At 47.9% G+C, this 21038-nt stretch carries 14 protein-coding genes; all 14 read left to right on the top strand.

Annotation, left to right across the window (positions count from 1 at the left end):
- Nucleotides 1-66 precede the first annotated feature (66 nt).
- Nucleotides 67-2037, top strand: coding sequence for a cell surface ecto-5'-nucleotidase Nt5e (gene nt5e, locus A3GW_RS0100545; protein ID WP_018367368.1), 1971 nt, complete (start codon nt 67-69; stop codon nt 2035-2037).
- Nucleotides 2038-2117: 80 nt separating this feature from the next.
- Nucleotides 2118-4076 (top strand): NAD-dependent DNA ligase LigA, encoded by a 1959-nt coding sequence (gene ligA / locus A3GW_RS0100540; protein ID WP_018367367.1) that lies wholly within the window; start codon nt 2118-2120, stop codon nt 4074-4076.
- 11 nt (nt 4077-4087) lie between these two features.
- Nucleotides 4088-5110 carry a diacylglycerol kinase family lipid kinase gene (locus A3GW_RS0100535; RefSeq protein ID WP_018367366.1) on the top strand — a complete coding sequence of 341 codons (1023 nt, stop codon included), beginning with the start codon at nt 4088-4090 and terminating at the stop codon, nt 5108-5110.
- 21 nt (nt 5111-5131) lie between these two features.
- Nucleotides 5132-7450, top strand: coding sequence for a type I pullulanase (pulA, locus tag A3GW_RS0100530; protein WP_018367365.1), 2319 nt, complete (start codon nt 5132-5134; stop codon nt 7448-7450).
- A 73-nt stretch (nt 7451-7523) separates the two neighbouring features.
- Nucleotides 7524-9395 carry a 1,4-alpha-glucan branching protein GlgB gene (glgB, locus tag A3GW_RS0100525; protein WP_018367364.1) on the top strand — a complete coding sequence of 624 codons (1872 nt, stop codon included), beginning with the start codon at nt 7524-7526 and terminating at the stop codon, nt 9393-9395.
- A gap of 28 nt (nt 9396-9423) precedes the next feature.
- Entirely contained in the window at nt 9424-10563 is a 1140-nt protein-coding gene (locus A3GW_RS0100520; RefSeq protein WP_018367363.1) for a glucose-1-phosphate adenylyltransferase, read from the top strand.
- Complete coding sequence (gene glgD / locus A3GW_RS0100515) at nt 10553-11686, top strand: glucose-1-phosphate adenylyltransferase subunit GlgD (RefSeq protein ID WP_018367362.1); 1134 nt, start codon at nt 10553-10555, stop codon at nt 11684-11686. The genes A3GW_RS0100520 and glgD overlap by 11 nt, the downstream gene beginning before the upstream one ends.
- Nucleotides 11683-13110 carry a glycogen synthase GlgA gene (gene glgA, locus A3GW_RS0100510; RefSeq protein ID WP_018367361.1) on the top strand — a complete coding sequence of 476 codons (1428 nt, stop codon included), beginning with the start codon at nt 11683-11685 and terminating at the stop codon, nt 13108-13110. Before glgD ends, glgA begins: the two co-directional genes overlap by 4 nt.
- Nucleotides 13111-13158: 48 nt before the next feature.
- Nucleotides 13159-15570 (top strand): glycogen/starch/alpha-glucan phosphorylase, encoded by a 2412-nt coding sequence (locus A3GW_RS0100505; protein ID WP_018367360.1) that lies wholly within the window; start codon nt 13159-13161, stop codon nt 15568-15570.
- Between the two features lie 240 nt (nt 15571-15810).
- Nucleotides 15811-16521 carry a response regulator YycF gene (yycF, locus tag A3GW_RS0100500; RefSeq protein WP_018367359.1) on the top strand — a complete coding sequence of 237 codons (711 nt, stop codon included), beginning with the start codon at nt 15811-15813 and terminating at the stop codon, nt 16519-16521.
- Nucleotides 16514-17863 carry a cell wall metabolism sensor histidine kinase VicK gene (gene vicK / locus A3GW_RS0100495; RefSeq protein WP_018367358.1) on the top strand — a complete coding sequence of 450 codons (1350 nt, stop codon included), beginning with the start codon at nt 16514-16516 and terminating at the stop codon, nt 17861-17863. The genes yycF and vicK overlap by 8 nt, the downstream gene beginning before the upstream one ends.
- 5 nt (nt 17864-17868) lie before the next feature.
- Nucleotides 17869-18669: an MBL fold metallo-hydrolase gene (locus tag A3GW_RS0100490; RefSeq protein ID WP_040798247.1), complete on the top strand. Its 801-nt coding sequence runs from the start codon at nt 17869-17871 to the stop codon at nt 18667-18669.
- Between the two features lie 300 nt (nt 18670-18969).
- Entirely contained in the window at nt 18970-19983 is a 1014-nt protein-coding gene (locus A3GW_RS0100485; protein ID WP_018367356.1) for an LPXTG cell wall anchor domain-containing protein, read from the top strand.
- Nucleotides 19984-20227: 244 nt separating this feature from the next.
- The gene (locus A3GW_RS0100480) at nt 20228-20935 is read left to right on the top strand and encodes a DUF6261 family protein (protein ID WP_018367355.1); all 708 of its coding nucleotides are present in this window, start codon (nt 20228-20230) and stop codon (nt 20933-20935) included.
- The last annotated feature ends 103 nt before the right edge of the window (nt 20936-21038 follow it).

The raw sequence follows: 21038 nt of genomic DNA, 5'->3' as shown, positions 1-21038 counted from the left end.
CTTTATTTTTGAACGATATTCCTGTATAATAAAAAATGTAAAACGTTTTTATTATTGGAGGATATGATGAAGAAAACATCGTTGCTATTGCCAACATTGTCTGGACTCTTTTTGTCTGCGACAATCTTGTCCACAACAGTTCAGGCAGAGGAGACAGCTGGAAGTCAGCCATCATCTGACCAAGTTACCATTCTTCACACCAACGACATTCATGGTCGGATTGAGGAAGGACGTGATGTGATTGGTATGGCCAAGCTTGCGACAGCAGTGGAAGAAGCCCGTCAAGAAGGACCGACTTTAGTCCTAGATGCTGGTGATGCTTTCCAAGGTCTACCGATTTCTAACTCGACTAAGGGTGAGGACATGGCTGAGCTCATGAACGACATCGGCTATGATGCGATGGCAGTTGGGAACCACGAGTTTGACTTTAGTTTGGAACAGGCTGAAAAGTATAAACAATCTCTGAACTTCCCGCTTCTCAGTGCCAACACTTATGTCAATGGTGCTCGTCTGTTTGAAGCGTCCACGATTGTTGACAAGACACCTGACGTCTCTGGTGATGAGTTTGTCGTTATCGGTGTGACCACACCTGAAACATCAACTAAAACCCATCCAAATAACGTTAACGGCGTTGAGTTTCGTGATCCGATTACAGAAGTGACTAATGTCATCACGGAAATTGAGGCACGTCAGTCCTACAACAACTACGTTATCCTAGCCCACTTGGGGATTGATAGCACAACTCCTGTGGCATGGCAGGGCAGTACCCTAGCAGAAGCCTTGGCAGCTAACGAACTCTTGAAAAATAAACGGGTGATTGTCATTGACGGGCACTCACACACTGTTTCTCAAGCCAAATATGGCACTAATGTGACCTACACGCAGACAGGAAGCTACCTTAATAATATTGGTAAAATTACGCTTTCTCAAGCAGGTGTAGAAGCTGGTCTTATTACAACGAAAGACGGCAAAGCTTTAACAGCTAACCCAGCTATTGCTGAAAAGGTAGCTGCCATCAAAGCAAAATACGATGCAGAGAACGCTGTTGTTGTTCTGGACAATAGCCCTGTTGAGCTTAATGGCGACCGCGAAAATGTTCGCGTTCGTGAAACCAATTTGGGGAATTTGGTTGCTGATGCCCTTTGGGACTACGGTCAAACAGGGTTCAGTCATCCGACTCATTTAGCAGTGACAAATGGTGGTGGTCTTCGTGCGACCATCGCTAAGGATAAACCAGTGACCAAGGGTGATATTATTGCTGTTTTGCCATTTGGTAACATTATTTCCCAGATTGAAGTGACTGGTCAGCAGATTAAAGAAATGTTTACCAAATCACTGGGCTCTACAACCCAACAAAAAGAAGGTCAGCCGGTTCTTGATAGCAATGGCAATCCCTTACTTGAAGCTAGCGGTGGCTTCCTCCATGTGTCTGGGGCATACGTCGTCTATGACACCAATCTACCTGCGGAGGAACGGATTTTAGGTATTCAAATTTATGATAAAGAAACTGAAACCTACAAAGACTTGGATTTAACCAAGACCTACTACCTAGCAACCAACGATTTCCTAGCAGCAGGTGGTGATGGCTACAACATGCTCGGTGGTAAACGCGAAGAAGGACCAAGCATGGATAGCGTGCTTTCCGATTTCCTCAGAAAAACTGAAATTTCAGAAGAGCGTTATGGCCAAATCAATCCAGAAACTCGTCTCGTTTCTGTTAAAAAAGACCTAGATACCGATGGCGATGGTTTTGTAGATTATGTAGAGCTTCTAGCTGAGACTAATCTCGAAGACAAGAACGATTATCCAGGTAAAACAACTCCGCCAGTAACTAGCCAACCAATAAGGTCTACCCCAACAGCTGAAATCCAGACAAACCAGCCGACAGCATCATCAGCGCCAGCGCAAACTCCAATAAACTCTAGCAAACCAAGTTTGCCAAATACAGGTGAGCAAGGCTCAGGCGTTGCTCTTCTCGGAAGTGCAGCCCTTGTTGCAGCTCTAGGATTGGCTGGTTTAAGAAGACGCTCTAAATAAGCTAATAAACACTAGATTGGTGATGCCAGTCTAGTGTTTTGTCATGTTCACTGATGCACTTTGTATGGTATAATAGTCCTATGCAAGAACAGATGAAAACCTTGGTTGAGCAACTCAACCGCTATGCTTATGAATACTATACCTTGGACAATCCCAGTGTGTCCGACAGCGAGTATGACCAGCTCTATCGTCAGCTGATTGAGTTAGAGACTGCTTATCCTGAGTTTGTCTTATCTGATAGCCCAACCCATCGTGTGGGTGGTGTGGTTTTGGCAGGTTTTGACAAACACCAGCACGCCTACCCCCTCTTTTCCTTACAAGATGCCTTTTCTTTAGAGGAGTTAGAAGCATTTGACCGTCGAGTAAAGGCGGAGTTCCCACAAGCGACCTATCTGGCAGAGCTAAAAATTGATGGGCTGTCAATTTCGCTGACTTACGAGGCAGGGAAACTCGTTGTGGGTGCGACACGTGGTGATGGGACAGTCGGTGAGAATATCACCGAAAACCTCAAGCGGATTAAGGATGTTCCCCTGACTCTGCCTGAGCCTGTCGACCTGACTGTTCGGGGAGAGGCTTATTTGCCACGGGCTGCCTTTGACCGCATCAACACAGAGCGGCAGGAAGCAGGCGAGCCTGTCTTTGCCAATCCACGAAATGCGGCGGCGGGGACCTTGCGTCAGTTGGATACGGCTGTGGTTGCCAAGCGTCAGCTGGCGACCTTCCTCTATCAGATGGCAGGGGCAATCAGCCTAGACAGTCAGGAGGCGGTGTTAGCCAACCTGCGCCATCTGGGCTTTTCGGTCAACAATCGTTCGCTCATATCTAGTGATATGGCGGAAATTTGGCGATTTATTGGAGAAATAGCCGAGCAGAGAAACAGTCTTCCCTACGATATAGATGGGATTGTGATCAAAGTTAACAGTCTAGCCATGCAGGAGGAATTGGGGGTTACGGTTAAGGCGCCCAAGTGGGCTGTCGCCTACAAGTTTCCGGCTGAGGAAAAAGAAGCCGTTATCCAGTCGGTGGATTGGACAGTTGGTCGGACAGGTGTGGTGACACCGACCGCCAATCTGACCCCAGTCCAGTTGGCAGGAACGACTGTCAGCCGTGCGACCTTGCACAATGTTGACTACATTGCGGACAAGGATATTCGGATTGGAGATACGGTTATCGTCTATAAGGCGGGTGACATCATTCCAGCCGTCCTGCGTGTGGTAGAAAGCAAACGTGACCAACAAGAGCCGATGGCTATTCCAACCACCTGCCCATCTTGTCAGGCAGAACTGGCTCATTACGCTGACGAAGTAGCTCTGCGATGCATCAACCCGCTCTGTCCTAGCCAGATGAAGGCCCGTCTGGAACATTTTGCCAGTCGTGATGCTATGAACATCGCAGGCCTAGGTCCATCTGTGGTTGAGAAATTATTTGCCAAAGGGCTGGTGCATGATGTGGCTGACCTCTATCAGTTGACCATCGACCAGTTGCTGACCTTACCAAATGTCAAGGAAAAATCAGCTACCAAGCTCTACGAAGCCATCCAAGCTAGTAAAGATAATTCAGCAGAGAAACTGCTTTTTGGCTTGGGCATTCGGCATGTGGGCAGTAAAGCCAGCAAGCTCCTCCTAGAAAAGTTTGGGAGTATACAAGCGCTGGCGACGGCTGAGGAAGATGACATCGCTGGAATAGATGGTTTAGGTGGGGTGATTGCCACCAGCCTGCTCAGCTATTTTGCCACGGAAGGCGCTAAACAGGTCCTTGCGGAGTTCGAGGCAAGGGGGGTTAATCTCACTTATCTCGGTCAACGGGTGGCGGCAGATGCTCAGCTGTCGGGACTAACCGTAGTTTTGACGGGCAAGTTGGAGCGCCTGACCCGAAGCGAGGCTAAGGAAAAGCTAGAAGCCTTGGGCGCCAAAGTCTCAGGCGCTGTTTCTAAGAAAACTAGCCTTGTCGTTGCAGGTGCAGATGCGGGGAGTAAACTAACCAAAGCGCAAGAACTGGGCATTCCGGTCCACGATGAAGCTTGGCTCGAGAACCTATAGGAGGTAGCGAAATGCAAAAACGTGCACGATTGATTTATAATCCGACCTCTGGTCAGGAGCTGATGCTCAAGGCAGTGCCGGAAATTTTGGAGATTCTGGAAGGTTTTGGCTATGAGACGTCTGCCTTTCAGACCAAACCAGAGGCGAATTCAGCGCTTGAAGAAGCCAAGCGAGCCGCTTTGGCAGGTTTTGATTTGATTGTTGTTGGTGGAGGGGACGGCACGATAAACGAAGTGGTCAACGGCATTGCACCGTTAGATAAACGTCCAGCTCTTGCTATTATTCCAGCCGGCACCACCAATGACTATGCTAGGGCTTTGAAAATTCCGCGTGGGAATCCTGTTGCAGCAGCAAAACTGATTGGTAAAAATCAGGTCTTGCAGATGGATATTGGGCGAGCTTACGGGGAGCGGTATTTTATCAATATCGCTGCAGCGGGTAGCTTGACAGAGGTGACGTATGCTGTGCCTAGCCAACTCAAAACCATGTTTGGTTACCTCGCCTATTTGGTTAAGGGAGTGGAGTTATTGCCTCAATTGACCATGATTCCTCTTCGGATTGAGCACGATGAGGGTGTTTTTGAAGGGGAAGTCTCTCTCATCTTTGCAGCCTTAACGAACTCGGTTGGAGGGTTTGAACAGTTAGCACCAGATGCTCAGCTGGATGATGGGTTTTTCACCTTGATTTTAATCAAGACAGCTAATTTGCTGGAAATTTTAGATTTGATTCGCTTGGTCTTAAACGGTGGCAAACATATCGAGGACAAGCGTGTGGTTTACATCAAAACCAGAACCATCACCATTCACCCAACAAGTGATCAACGCATGATGATTAACCTGGATGGCGAATATGGCGGTGATGCCCCAATTAAGTTGGAAAATCTAAATAAGCATATTACCTTTTTTGTCAATACAGATGACATTGCTGATGAGGCGATGGCGGCTAGCCCTGCCGAACTCGAATGCCTTGCTATGGCTCAAAAGTTTAGTCATGAGGTAGATGATTGGGAGAAAAGGGCTCCAAAACAAGAATAGAAGGGGATAAAAACAAGCAAAATGGTACTAGAAAACCGTGTAACGGTTCATTTTCATAGTCGGTATAAAAATTATTTTGACCTCAATTTGTGGCAATGGCGGGATTTTCAAGAGGGAAAAGAAGCGCATTTTCAACGTTTTGACAGTTTTGGTGCAGTTGCCAATATCACCTACCCCGCCCCATATTTTCTTCCCAAGGTCTATGTGATGATAAAGACGAAAAACTGGGGGGAAAAAACGAGTGACTACGCCATTCACCGTGAGTTTGGTATGAAAAAGACCGAGATTTGGTTGGTGGATGGTGACGAGATGGTCTATTATTCCCGTCAGGCAGCAGTAGCTAGCCCTCATTATGGGCGTCGTCAGCCTCATGCCTATGATATGGCGGTCAATAGCAGAGCTTTTGACCACAAGTGGGGTTTCTCAGGTTGGTTAGGGGCTAGGTATAGTCCGGATGCAGCTGAGTTTCGCCTCTGGGCACCGACCGCTGAACGCGTTGAGCTAATTTTTTATCAGTCTACTGAGGATAGAGCTAGTGTCCGTGAGGTGTTCGAGATGGAGCGAGGTCAGGTCAGCAGTCCGGATGACCATCAGCAAAACACCTGCGGTGTCTGGTTTGCGACTATACCTGGTGACCATAACTATCAGGCTTATCGCTACCGGATTTGCTACCGCAAGCGAACCTTTAAGCACAGTAGGGATCCTTATGCCACAGCGACAACAGCTGATGGGAAACGGTCAGTCTTGATTGCATCTGAGGAGTTAGTGCCGACAGGATTTGAGGTCAAACATGGCTCAGCAGCTTCTTGGCGACTGGACAATCCTAATCAGGCCGTCATCATGGAAATGCATATCCGTGATTTTTCGAAGTCTCCTACCTCTGGTATTTCTCCAGAACATCGAGGGAAGTACTTAGGGGCTATCGAAAAAGGAACGATTAACCAGTATGGGGATAAGACAGGCTTTGATTATGTGACATCTCTGGGGGTAAACTATATCCAGCTTCAACCAGTCTTTGATCACCACCAGACTTTTGATGACGAGGGGAACTATGCCTATAACTGGGGCTACGACCCTGAAAATTATAATGTCCCAGAGGCTTCTTTTGCCAGCAACCCGCACAATCCAGCTACTCGAATTTTAGAGCTCAAGCAAGTTATCCAAGCCTACCATGAGGCAGGAATTGGGGTGATTTTAGATGTGGTTTACAACCATACCTACTCCAACCGTGATTCAGCCTTTCAGCTGACAGTGCCTGATTATTATTACCGCATGACGGCAAATGGGTCTTTCCACAATGGATCAGGCTGTGGGAACGAGACAGCGAGTGACAAGGAAATGTTCCGTAAGTACATGATTGACTCCATCCTCTACTGGATAAAGGAATATGGGGTAGACGGTTTTCGATTTGATCTCATGGGACTGCACGATGTGGAGACCATGAATGCCATTCGCCAAGCTGTTGATGAAGTTGACCCTCGGATTCTCCTCTATGGTGAGGGCTGGGACATGGGGACAGGCTTGATGCCTGAGGCCAAGGCTAAAAAGGCCAATGCTCACCTGATGCCTGGGATCGGATTTTTCAATGACGACCAACGTGATGCCATCAAAGGGGCAGAAATCTACGGTGATTTCAAACGTGGGCTGGTTTCAGGGGCTGCGACAGAAGATGTTGTGGCTAGAAGCATTCTCGGCAGTGATGAGCTAAATGGCTATCTCACACCACATCAGGTTCTCAACTACATTGAAGCCCATGACAACTACAACCTTAATGACCTTTTTTGGCACTTGCACCCAGATGATGACGAGGAAACTCATCTCAGGCGCATTGAAGTTGCCAATGCCCTCAATCTGCTCCTGCAGGGCATGTGCTTTGTTCAGCTGGGTCAGGAATTTGGACGAACTAAGCTCTATCCGACAGGGGAAGATGGTCAACTGACCCACGATGACCGTGAACGAGCCATGAATTCTTACAATGCTCCTGATGAAGTCAATCGGGTGGATTGGGATTTGGTGACGACTAACAAAGAGATGGTTGAACGGTTAAAAACCCTGATTGTTCTGAAAACGACGGACAGTGCTTTTTCATCTCAGACCTTTGAAGAGATTCGCCAGAAGACTTTTGTTAATTTTGCTGATAAAGGTTCGGGAATTATAGAATTTTCAGTAAGCGGAGAAAAAAATTACAAAATATTTTTCAATAATAGTGGAAAAAATCTCGAAATACAGATGACAAGTATCGAGAACTGTGCTATAATAGGGACAAATAGTAAACGTTTCCGTTTGACTCATTTAGAATTGGAACCGTTGACTTATCTGGTCCTTGACAATCAAAACTAATCCTTTTTTAAGGGTTGGTTTTTGTTTTTTAGAATAATGTCAAACGTTTGACAGATTAGAAGGAGGGGTTTATTTGGGTAAACAAGAAATAACATGGCTCTTTGGACAAGGTGAGCAGTACTATGCCCAGAACTTTCTAGGGGTTCACCGTGAGGGGGATGGTTATGCCTTTCGAGTTTGGGCACCAAATGCGCAGTCCGTTGCTGTTATTGGTGATTTTACCGACTGGACAGCTCAGCCATTGCCCATGACAAAAGATGAAGCAGGTATCTGGGAGGTTGTGAGCACGCAGGCGCAGGAGGGGCAACTCTACAAGTATCTGGTGACGCGTAGCGATGGCTCGCAGGTGGAGAAAATCGACCCTTTTGCCCGCTATCTGGAAGCACGCCCAGGAACGGCAGCGGTTATCAAAACCGATTGGACCTACAAGTGGCGTGATGGGCTCTGGATGGGGCGGCGTAAGCGCTGGGGCTTTAAGGAGCGGCCGGTCAATATTTATGAGGTGCATGCTGGGTCTTGGAAACAAGACGAGACGGGCAAGCCTTATACTTTTAAGGAGTTAACGGCGGAGTTAATCCCTTATCTGGCCGAGATGAACTACACCCATGTGGAGTTTATGCCCCTGATGGCGCATCCGCTTGGCGCGTCTTGGGGCTACCAGCTCATGAGCTATTTTGCCTTTGAGCATAGTTATGGGACGCCTGAGGATTTTCAAGCCTTTGTGGACACCTGTCACCAGCACAATATTGGGGTTTTGGTTGACTGGGTGCCTGGGCATTTTACCAGAAATGATGATGCCCTAGCCTACTATGATGGGACACCGACCTTTGAGTATCAGGGGGAGCATGAGGCCAACAACTACCGCTGGGGGGCGCTTAACTTTGACCTTGGGAAACATCAAGTTCAGTCCTTCCTGATTTCCTCAGCCCTTTACTGGATTGAGCATTATCACATTGATGGCATTCGTGTCGATGCGGTTAGCAATATGCTCTACCGAGACTACGATGATGGCCCTTGGCTGCCTAACAAAGACGGTGGGAACCATAATTTGGAAGGCATTGCTTTCTTGCAGAAACTCAATCGGATTATAAAGGAACGCCATCCTGATGTCATGATGATTGCCGAGGAGTCAACCGCTGCGACACCGATTACCCAGCCGATTGAGCAGGGTGGTCTTGGTTTTGACTACAAGTGGAACATGGGCTGGATGAATGATATTCTCCGCTTTTACGAGATGGACCCCATTTACCGACAACATGAGTTCAATCTAGTGACCTTCAGCTTCATGTATTGCTTCAATGAGAACTTTGTCCTGCCTTTTTCCCACGATGAAGTTGTCCATGGCAAGAAGAGCCTTATGCACAAGATGTTCGGTGATCGGTACAACCAGTTCGCTGGTCTGCGCAATCTCTACACCTACCAAATTTGCCACCCTGGGAAAAAACTGCTCTTCATGGGTAGCGAGTTCGGTCAGTTTCTCGAGTGGAAACACGACTACCAGCTGGAGTGGAGCAATCTGGAGGACGAGATGAATGCCAAGATGCAAGCCTTCACACGTACCCTCAATCAGTTCTACAAGGATAACAAGGTGCTCTGGCAGATTGACGACCGTTATGAGGGACTTGAGATTATCGATGCAGATAACCGTGCGGAGTCTGTCCTGTCCTTTATTCGGAAAAATGCCAAAGGAGAGCTTTTGATTTGCGTCTTTAACATGGCACCTGTTGAACGTTCAGGCTTTACCATTGGTGTCCCTGTGGCAGGACTTTACGAAGAGGTCTTCAATACAGAACTTGAAATCTATGGTGGTGTATGGAAAGAGCATAATCCGCTAACCAAAACGCAACAAGGTCTCTGGAAAGATTACCACCATACCCTTAGCTTCACTCTCCCAGCCCTCGGTGCTTCCATCTGGAAGGTTAAGCGCAGGGACAGAAAGCAATAAGAAAAACAATAAAAAAGAGGAAAAACCTATGAAAAATGAGATGTTAGCCCTTATTCTAGCAGGCGGTCAAGGCACGCGCCTCGGCAAGTTGACCCAAAGCATCGCCAAGCCTGCTGTTCAATTTGGCGGTCGCTACCGCATTATCGACTTCGCCCTGTCTAACTGTGCCAACTCTGGCATCAACAACGTCGGTGTCATCACCCAGTACCAGCCCTTGGCGCTCAACAGCCATATTGGGAACGGTTCTTCTTGGGGACTTGATGGCATCAATAGCGGAGCGACCATCTTACAACCTTACTCCGCTACAGAGGGCAACCGTTGGTTCCTAGGTACCAGCCACGCGATTTACCAAAACATCGACTACATTGACAGCATCAATCCAGAGTATGTCCTAATCCTGTCAGGTGACCACATCTACAAGATGGACTATGATGACATGCTCCAGACCCACAAGGACAATCAAGCCAGCCTGACAGTGGCGGTTATCGATGTACCACTTAAGGAAGCTAGCCGTTTTGGTATCATGAACACGGATTCCAACGACCGTATCGTTGAGTTCGAGGAAAAACCAGCTCAGCCAAAATCAACCAAGGCTTCCATGGGGATTTATATCTTCAACTGGGCCCGTCTGCGTGAACTTTTGGTCTCTGCTGAAAAGAACAATATCGACATGTCTGACTTTGGTCAGCATGTCATCCCAGCCTATCTGGAGTCTGGTGAGCGGGTTTACACCTATAACTTCTCAGGTTATTGGAAAGATGTCGGCACCATCGAATCCCTCTGGGAGGCTAACATGGAGTACATTTCGGTTGACAACGAACTGGATAGCCGTGACCGTTCATGGAAAATTTACTCCAAAAACCATATCGCACCGCCAAACTTTATCACCGAGACAGCCAGTGTCAAGGATTCTTTGGTTGTCGATGGTTGCTTTGTGGCAGGAAGCGTCGAGCACTCCATTTTGTCAACCAATGTTCAGGTCAAGGAAGGGGCTGAGATTAAGGACAGCTTCATCATGAGCGGGGCTAAGATTGGTAAAGGGGCAAAAATTACTCGTGCCATCATCGGAGAAGGAGCAATTATCAGTGACGGTGTTGTGATTGATGGGACAGACGAGGTGCAAGTAGTGGGTTACGATGAGAAAGTAGGTATTCCAAATGAAGATTGATAAGTATTCAGCGATTTTAGGCAATGCGGTTGGCTACCCAGACATGGGCAGTTTGACAGACAACCGTCCTCTGGCTGCTCTGCCATTTGACGGCAAATACCGCCTGATTGACTTCCAGCTCTCAACACTGGCTAACGCAGGTATTCGCAGTGTGTACGGCATTTTCCGTGGGCAAAACATTCGCTCAGTCTTTGACCATATCCGCTCTGGTCGGGAGTGGGGATTAAATACCCTGCTCAGCCATTACTTCCTAGGCTTCTACCAGACAGATGTGGCCAGCGAGACGACGGACAAGGACTACTATGAGCAGATTTTGACCTACCTCAAGCGGTCAGGCTCTGACCAGACGGTCTACATGTCCTGTGATATCCTCAGCAACATCAATCTTGAAGGTGTGCTTCACCTCCACAATGTCAATAAGCGCAATATCACGGTCGTTTACAAAAAATTGCCAAAAGAGGCTCGTTCGGATGCCAATGCCATCTTGACCATCGATGAGGGGGACAACGTTGTTGGTATCGAAACCAATGATGCCACGGTTGAAACGCAAAATATGTCAGCTGACATTTATGTCGTTAACACGCCTTGGTTGATTGAAAAGATGGAAGAGGAAGCTAAAAAGGACAATCCGAAGAAGCTCCGCTTCCTCTTGCGCGAGCTGATTGTGTCTGAAAAAGCTCTGGCTTTTGAATACACTGGCTACCTGTCCAATATTAGCTCCGTCCAGTCTTATTATAAGGCTAACATGGACATGCTGGATCCGCAGAAATTCCACTCACTCCTCTACACTAATCAAAAAGTGTATACCAAAGTGAAAAACGAAGAGGCGACTTATTTTGCAGACGGCTCTAAGGTGACCAATTCCCAATTTGCCTCTGGTAGCATTATTGCTGGTGAGGTTGACCATTCCATCGTGTCTCGGTCTTGCCGTGTGGAAAAAGGTGCTCGTATCGCTCACTCAGTGGTTTTTCCAAAGGTCACCATCGAAGCTGGGGCAAGGGTTGAGTATGCCATTATTGATAAGTCTGTCACTATTCCGGCTGGCGTGACTATTCGTGGTACCAAGGATAATCCGATTGTTATCGGTAAGGGTCAAGAAATCACAGGAGACATTATCGGATGAAATTATTATTTGTCGCGGCAGAAGGAGCACCTTTTGCCAAGACAGGAGGCTTAGGCGATGTCATTGGGGCATTGCCTAAATCTCTTGTTCAGCATGGGCACGAGGTGGCGGTGATGTTACCTTACTACGACGTGGTGGCAGGTAAATTTGGCGATCAGGTCGAGGAGGTTTGCTATTTTTACACCCAAGTTGGCTGGCGTCGTCAGTATGTTGGCATCAAGCGTTTGGTGCGTGATGGGGTGACCTTCTACTTTATTGATAACCAACATTATTTTTTTAGAGGTAAGGTTTATGGGGACTGGGACGATGGTGAGCGTTTTGCCTTCTTCCAACTGGCAGCCTTGGAAGCCATGGAGCAGGTCGGCTTCATCCCAGATGTGCTCCACGCCCACGACTATCACACTGCTATGTTGCCTTATTTGCTCAAGGAAAAATACCACTGGATTGACGCTTACCGTGGGATTAAGACGGTGTTCACCATTCACAATATCGAGTTCCAAGGGCAGTTTGACCCTGCCATGCTGGGAGACTTGTTTGGGGTTGGTGCTGAGCGTTATGAGGATGGCACCTTGCGCTGGAATGATTGCCTTAACTGGATGAAGGCTGGGGTGCTCTATGCTGACCGTGTGACGACTGTTTCTCCATCCTATGCGGAGGAAATCATGACTCCTGAGTTCGGCAAGGGCTTGGATGTGGTCATGCGGATGGAAGCTGGTAAGTTGACGGGCATTGTCAATGGGATTGATACTGATCTGATTAACCCTGAGACAGACCCGCACCTGCCTGCACACTTCTCCGCAGGAGACCTATCTGGTAAGGCGACAAACAAGGCGCTCTTACAGGAAAAACTAGGTCTGCCTGTGCGGGCAGATGTTCCTCTGATTGGGGTTGTATCTCGTTTGACCGATCAAAAAGGCTTTGATGTGGTGGTCAGCGAGCTGCACCATATCCTGCAATTTGATGTGCAGATTGCCCTTTTGGGAACAGGTTATGCCGATTTTGAGCAGGCCTTCGCTTGGTTTGCTGGGCAATACCCAGATAAACTCTCTGCTAATATTACTTTTGATTTGGGATTGGCTCAGCAGATTTATGCGGCCAGCGACCTCTTCCTCATGCCGTCTGCCTTTGAACCATGTGGTCTCTCTCAGATGATGGCCATGCGCTACGGCAGTCTGCCCTTGGTGCATGAGGTTGGCGGTCTACGTGACACGGTTATCCCTTACAACCAATTTGACAAGTCAGGGACAGGGTTCGCCTTTAAAGGGCTTTCAGGGTATTTGCTGACCAAAACACTTGAAAATGCCCTAGAGGTATATTATAATCGTCAAGATGACTGGGCGACATTACAGCAGTCAGCCATGTCTCAGGACTTTTCATGGGAGACAGCTAGCCTAGCCTACATCAACTTATATGAGCAATTGTAAACGTCTGCTCTGCTATTGCCAAAAAAATAAAAAGGATACTTAAAACACATGACTTTTTTTGAAAACGATCTGACGGTGGACCAGTTTGTCCGTGATTTCAAGGATAAACTCCATCAGGAAAATGCCATCAAGGTGGCAACGGCGACGCCATCAGAACTTTTTGTCGCCTTAGCGCGAGTGGTGCGCAAATATGCGACGCGTCCATGGCTTAATCGCAAACAGGAATTGGTTGATAAGCAACAAAAAATTGCTTACTATTTCTCCATTGAATTCTTGCCAGGACGGATGCTGGAGACAAACTTGCTAAACTTGGGGATTTTAGACACAGTTAAGGCAGGTTTTAACGAGCTAGGGATTGATTTTGATGCGGTGAAAAATGCTGAGCACGACATGGCGATCGGTAACGGTGGTCTTGGGCGTCTGGCAGCGGCCTTCATGGATTCCCTAGCGACCACAGGCTATCCAGGTTTTGGTAATGGTCTCCGCTATCGCTATGGTCTCTTTAAGCAACGAATTGTTGATGGTTATCAGGTAGAGTTGCCAGATACTTGGTTTGGGTCAATTGGTAACGTCTGGGAAGTCCGTCAGGATCACGACATTGTTGATGTCAAAATCTACGGCAATGTCTACCTGCAAATGGACGACAAGGGCAAGTTTAAGCCTGTTTATGAAAATGCCCAGACCCTGCGTGCTGTGCCTTACGATGTACCTCAGATTGGCTTCCAAAACGGCGTGGTCAACAACTTGCGCCTCTGGGATGTCGAAATCCCTGAGGAAGAGGAACTCCACTACCCAACCATCGAGAGCCGTCGTCGGGTTAAGGACATCACTGCAGTGCTCTATCCTGAGGACAGCAGCATCGAGGGCAAGAAGCTCCGTTTAACGCAAGAGTATTTCATGACATCAGCTGGTCTTCAAACCATCATCAAGTCCTATCTCAAGCAGGGCTTGCCACTGGAAGCTATCCATGAAAAAGTTTCTGTCCACATCAACGACACCCACCCTGCGGTTGCACCAGCTGAGTTCATGCGTCTTTTGATTGATGAGTATGGCTTGGAGTGGGATTTGGCTTGGGCAACGACCGTCAAAACCATGAGCTATACCAACCACACCATCCTGGCTGAAGCCTTGGAAAAATGGGATGCCGGTCTCTTTGCAGAGGTTCTTCCACGGATTACCCAGATTATCCACGAGATTGATAACCGTTTTGTCGCAGAACAAGCTGGTCTGGGTCGCGATACGGACTTAATCAACCGCACACGCATCATTCGTGACGGTCAGGTCCACATGGCGCATTTGGCTATCATTGGTGGGCATTCGGTTAACGGTGTAGCCAAGCTCCATTCAGACCTGCTAACTGAGGATACCTTGCGCGATTTCTATTTGCTGTATCCTGAGAAGTTTAACAACAAGACCAACGGTATCGTGCAGCGCCGCTGGACGCAAATTGCGGCACCTGAGTTGTCTGCTGCCATTGATGAAACCATTGGTCATGGCTGGCGCACGGACATTCACGAGCTCAGAAAATTAACTGCCTTTGCTGATGATGAGGCTGTGCTTGACACCTTCTATCAGGTCAAGCAGCAGGCCAAGGCTCGTCTAGCAGCTTATATCAAAGAGACAACAGGTGTTGAGGTGTCGACAGATGCCATCTTTGATGTGCAGGTCAAGCGTCTCCATGCCTACAAGCGCCAGTTGCTCAATGTCCTTCATATCATCAAACTCTATCATGACTTGAAAGACAACCCAGACAAGGACATGGTGCCTCGTGTCTTCATTTTCGGTGCCAAAGCAGCGCCTGGCTATCACTTTGCTAAGTCTGTTATCAAGCTCATCAATGAATTGGCTAACCTCATCAACAATGATACCAGCCTTAATGGCAAACTTAAGGTGGTTTTCCTTGAAAACTACAACGTCAGCTTGGCTGAACTGATTATCCCAGCAGCGGATGTGTCAGAGCAGATTTCCTTAGCCTCTAAGGAAGCTTCTGGAACCTCAAACATGAAATTCATGATGACAGGTGCGGTGACCCTGGCGACCCTTGATGGCGCTAATATCGAAATCAAGGACGAGTGTGGCGATGACAACATTGTCATCTTTGGTATGACCAAGGACGAAGTTTACGCGCACTACGCGGCTCATGACTACTACGCCCGTGGGGTTTATGAGAATAATCCTGTCCTACGCCGTGTGGTCGATACCTTTGTCAATGGGACGATTCCAAACAGTCAGCGAGAAGGTGGCGAGATTTACGATGCTCTGATTACCCATAACGATGAGTATTTCTTGCTGGAAGATTTTGCGTCCTACGTGGCAGCGCAGGAGCGCATTGATGCCCTCTATCGTGACAAGAAGACCTGGTCACGCATGAGCCTGATGAACATTGCGACTTCTGATAAATTTACCTCCGATGACACCATCACCCAGTATGCTGAGGAGATTTGGAACTTGGAGAAATAGTCTAAAAGTCAGCCTAGTGCTGGCTTTTGATGTATTGTAGAACCAAGTCATGGACGACAGACGTTGCTTTAGAATAGCAACAGTGAGGCGTGCCTCTCTAAAAAGTTAAACGTTTGGACTTTATTTTTTATTTAAGGTTGAGGGACTATACTAGGTACAACTTAACGTTTCCCATCTGTTGGAATTTTTGATATAATCAAAACAGCGTTAAACTGTTAATGAGAGAAACGAGGATACCGCATGAAAAAAATACTGATTGTAGATGATGAACGCCCGATTTCAGATATTATCAAATTTAACTTGACCAAGGAAGGATATGAGACAGTCACTGCTTACGACGGACGGACAGCTGTGACCTTGTTTGAAGAGGAGAAACCTGATTTAGTCATTTTAGACCTGATGTTGCCAGAACTTGATGGTCTCGAAGTGGCCAAGGCCATTCGGAAAACCAGCCATCTCCCGATTATCATGCTCTCAGCGAAAGATAGCGAGTTTGATAAGGTCATCGGTTTGGAAATCGGAGCAGATGATTATGTGACCAAGCCCTTTTCCAATCGGGAGTTGTTAGCTAGGGTCAAGGCCCATTTACGCCGTTCCGAAACCATCGGAGCTGCGGTGACTGAAGAAACGGTTGTTGGTGGTCGTAAAACAATTGTTGTTGGTGACTTGGAAATCATTCCAGATGCCTTTGTGGCGAAAAAACATGGTCAAGAGTTGGATTTAACCCACCGGGAATTTGAACTCCTGCATCACTTGGCTAACCATGCTGGTCAAGTCATGACTCGTGAGCATTTGCTTGAAACGGTCTGGGGCTATGATTATTTTGGCGATGTGCGTACAGTTGATGTGACCATTCGTCGCTTGCGCGAAAAGATTGAAGATCAGCCAAGCCGACCAGAATATATTTTAACCAGACGTGGTGTTGGATACTACATGAAATCTTATGACTGATGTGATTGAAAACCTGAATTTATTTGAATTTACCCTACTTGCCTTGTTGGGGCTGGTTGCGCTTTATTTCTTTTATTTGGCCATGCGAGAGTACCATGAAGCGCAGCTCATCAAAAAAATAAATAAAAAAGTTGATTCCCTGATCAAGGGAAATTACGCAGACGTGCTTGATGTCAAGAGTAAGTCAGGTCTAGGGGAGTTGGCTACGCAGCTCAACGACCTGTCAGATGTTCTGCATGCCAACCATGAAAATTTGTCGCAGGAAAAGAACCGCCTATCCTCTATTTTGTCCTACATGACAGATGGGGTTTTGGCGACCAATCGTTCCGGACAAATCATCATGATTAACCAGATGGCTCAACGTCACCTCAATCTGAGTAAAGAAGCAGCGCTGAAGATGAATATTGTTGACCTGTTTGACCATGATCAGCGCTATACCTACCATGATTTGGTGTCAAAGACCCCAACAGTGACCATTCGCCGTCGTAACGAATTTGGCGAATTTATCGCTCTGCGGCTGCGTTTTGCCCTCAACCGTAGAGAGTCAGGCTTTATCTCAGGGCTTGTTGTGGTGATTCATGACACGACTGACCAAGACCGAGAGGAGCGTGAACGCCGTCTCTTTGTGTCTAATGTTAGCCATGAGTTGAGAACCCCTTTGACTTCGGTCAAGTCCTATCTGGAGGCCCTCGATGAAGGCGCTCTTCGCGAGGAGGTGGCACCAGACTTTATCAAGGTATCATTAAATGAAACCAATCGCATGATGCGGATGATTTCTGATTTGCTCGCCTTGTCACGTATTGACAACCAGGCCACGGCGCTGGATGTCGAGATGATTAACTTTACAGCCTTTATGACCTCTATTTTGAACCGATTTGATTTGATAAAAAATCAGCAGACCAACAGCGGTAAATTTTATGAACTGGTGCGGGATTATCCCATCAATTCAATTTGGATAGAGATTGATACAGACAAGATGACACAGGTGATCGAAAACATCTTGAACAACGCCATCAAGTACTCGCCTGATGGTGGTAAAATCACGGTGTCGATGAAGACAACAGACAGTCAATTGATTGTCTCGATTTCTGATGAAGGGTTAGGGATTCCCAAGAAAGATTTGCCCTTAATTTTTGACCGGTTTTACCGTGTTGACCGCGCCAGAAGCCGTGAGCAAGGTGGTACAGGTCTGGGCTTGTCCATTGCCAAGGAAATCATCAAGCTCCATGATGGCTTTATCTGGGCGAAAAGTGATTATGGGAAAGGGTCGACATTTACCATTGTCTTGCCGTATGAAAAGGATCCGACTGTTTTGGATCTGGATGATTGGGAGGAGGATTGACCTTTTTGGAACAAGGATTTAAGTATAGTATTTTAGCGTCGGGGTCGACAGGGAACTCTTTCTACTTGGAGACGCCAAAGAAGCGTTTCTTGGTTGATGCAGGCTTGTCAGGGAAAAAGATTGTGAGCCTTTTGGCGGAAATTGACCGCAGACCAGAAGACTTAGATGCCATTTTTGTCACTCATGAGCACAAGGATCATATCCACGGGGTCGGTGTACTGGCTAGGAAATACGGGTTGGATGTCTATGCCAATGCCAAGACCTGGTCAGCGATGGAAGGAGCCCTTGGCAAGATTGATTTAGAGCACAAGCATATTTTTGCAGAAAATACGGTGATGACCTTTGGAGATTTGGACATCGAAAGTTTTGGTGTCAGTCATGATGCCATCTCACCACAGTTTTACCGCTTCATGAAAGACGACAAAAGCTTTGTCATGCTGACGGACACGGGCTATGTGTCTGACCGCATGGCAGGCATTATCGAAAACGCAGATGCCTACCTCATCGAGTCTAACCACGACATCAATATCTTGCGTGCGGGCTCTTATCCTTGGAGCACCAAGCAGCGCATCCTCTCGGATAAGGGACATCTCTCCAACGAAGATGGGGCTGCCGCCATGATTCGGACGCTGGGCAACCGCACCAAGCGTATCCACCTCGGGCACCTGAGCAAGGAAAATAACATCAAGGAACTGGCCAACCTAACCATGACGACCAGCCTCCAGCAGGCGGACATCGCCGCAGGCACAGGGGTCAAGATTTATGATACCTCGCCAGACAGCGCTAGCCCCCTGATGAAACTCTAATCAAAACAGCCTTCGGGCTGTTTTTTGAGGGCAATCGCCGAGCAGGGAGAGGAATATCACCTGAGCACCTCACAACAATCAGATTAGTCGCCACCTTCGGCGGCTATTTTTATCAAAAACAGTGCCTGATGACAAAGACCATACTGCTGAACAGCCTGACCAAGGCAGGTTTTTATGTTACAATTTCTTAACAAATGAGCAAAAACCTTGACAAAATGCCTATATACTAGTATATAGGGCTTGACCTTTCAGGCCAAGCCCTTCTAAAAGTAATACTTTTTAAGGAAAAGGAGGGAGTTTATGAAAAAACTTCTCAAATATGGGGTTGCGAGCTTGTCGCTGGCCACCCTGGGTGTGGTCGCCACGGCGACGGATGTGCCTTTTATTGGCTCAACTATTGTTAAGGCTGACGAGGCGAACACAAGTATTATTTCCGTAAGTTATACGGGCTTTGATCCACAGGATTACACTTTTTTTGCAGAGTTGGGGCGCGAGAGGTATTTTGATGTTCCTAATGGGCAACTATACCGAGTGGATTTTCCTGACTTTCCGGGTTACACTTTTGATCGTTGGGTTCCAGCAAGTGAGCTAGATACGGCCTCTAACGGTGGAGGAAGTACCCAGTTTGCAGAGTTTATCCCTGAGGGTGGTGTTCATGGAATTTTTGCTTTTTATAGCAAAGAGCCTTTAAACCCAGCTCCGGTTGATCCAAAACCGACTACCCCAGCCACCCCACCGACCGATAATAGTGGTGGTGCTGATGTTCAAGACCAGACCCCACCAGCTGACAACAACACTGGTGGCGGTACAGGTGCAGAAACTACAACCCCGCCAACTGACAGCAGTACTGGTGGTACAGGCACAGATACCCAGACCCCACCAGCCGAAAATAGCGACCAAGGTAGTGGGTCAGAATCCCAAACCCCTCCATCTGACGATGAGGATAACACTTCCGTGACCTCACCAGCCACGCAAGCAGACAAAGAAGACCTGTCCGCCACCCGCAACCAACTCTTGGCTCAGGTGGACCAGTCTCGCCTGACCGATGAGCAAAAAGGTGAGTTGGCTGCTAACATCGCCTTTGCAGAAACAGCCGAAGAACTGGACAAGCTCAAGTCAGAGCTGACCAGCTTGACAGCTAATCAATCAGCCCCTGCGTCAGCAGATAAACCAACTATGGCTGACAACCCTGCACCAACAGCAGCCAAAACCCTGCCAACCACAGGTGAGCTGACTACAGAAGCCCTGACCGCTATGGGACTGTCTCTAGTGCTCTTTAGCCTTGGCTTGGCTAAGGCTCGCAAGACCAAGTAAGCTCTCTGAACCCGACGACCGACCGTTGTCGGGTTTGTTTCTCCTCTGTCAGAAGCTCTGAAAGTGAGAAATCCGAACGCTACTCTCTATCAGAAATTCTGATATTGCTAATAACGAACGATTGAATCCGTCAGATGTTCTGACGAGGCAAATCCCTCTGGCGCCAGCTGCTCAGAAGTTCTGACGGCTGGTCGCTCAAGCACTTGAGCCTGTCAGAACTTCTGACCGTACAGAAAGGACTGTTATGACGAAAAAACTCGTTTCCCTCAATCACGCCAACCTCCGCCATGCCGAAGCCAGTCAGTTTCTGACCCGTTTTCTCGATGATTTGGACAAGTCAGGCATTGACCTGTCGACAGATGAGCTGGTCACTCGCTTGGTGGCTGACCTGCGGATCCAGCTCCGCCCCTTTACCAGCTCTCTGGAGCAGGTGCGATCCAGTAGTAAGTCCGCCGACATCGCCAAGGCTGATGAACAGCGTGACCGTGATTTTCAAGCCCTCAAGGACAGCCTGCGCCCCTACCGCAACAGTCGTGACGAGGCGGAGAAAGCTGCCTACACTAGCCTCAGACAACTGCTTGACCAGTACAAGCTGACCGCTAAGACCAACTACGAAGCCCAGACTGCCCTGTTGACTACCCTCTTGGCGAAATTGGCTGGCGCGCCCTACCAAGACCAGCTGACAGTCCTTGGCATTGACCGATTTGTGACCAAGCTGAGTGCCAGCCAGACGGCTTTTGAAGCTGTCTTTTCCGCCCGTTCTCAGGAAGGTTTGAACAAGACCACCAGCGATGTTAAACAACTGCGGAAAAGGGCCTTTGCGCCTTACCAAGACTTGGCAGACTACTCAGCCGTCCTAGCACGGGTCAAGGGAGACCAGTTCTATCTGGCTGTGCTGGCTGTCCTCAACAACAGCCGTGCCTACTACGCCGACCTCCTAGCCAGACGATAACCTGTCTTGGTCAATGAGATGACAGTTGAGATACAAGGTTCTGTTCCAAGTTCCATGGCTTAGGGTGCAGGTCTTGACCAGCTCTTGTCCAACCTGTTAATCA

The organism is Streptococcus entericus DSM 14446 (assembly GCF_000380025.1).
Lineage (GTDB): Bacteria > Bacillota > Bacilli > Lactobacillales > Streptococcaceae > Streptococcus > Streptococcus entericus.
Note: the sequence above shows the minus strand (reverse complement) of the source record. Positions and strands in the feature narration are given on the sequence as shown.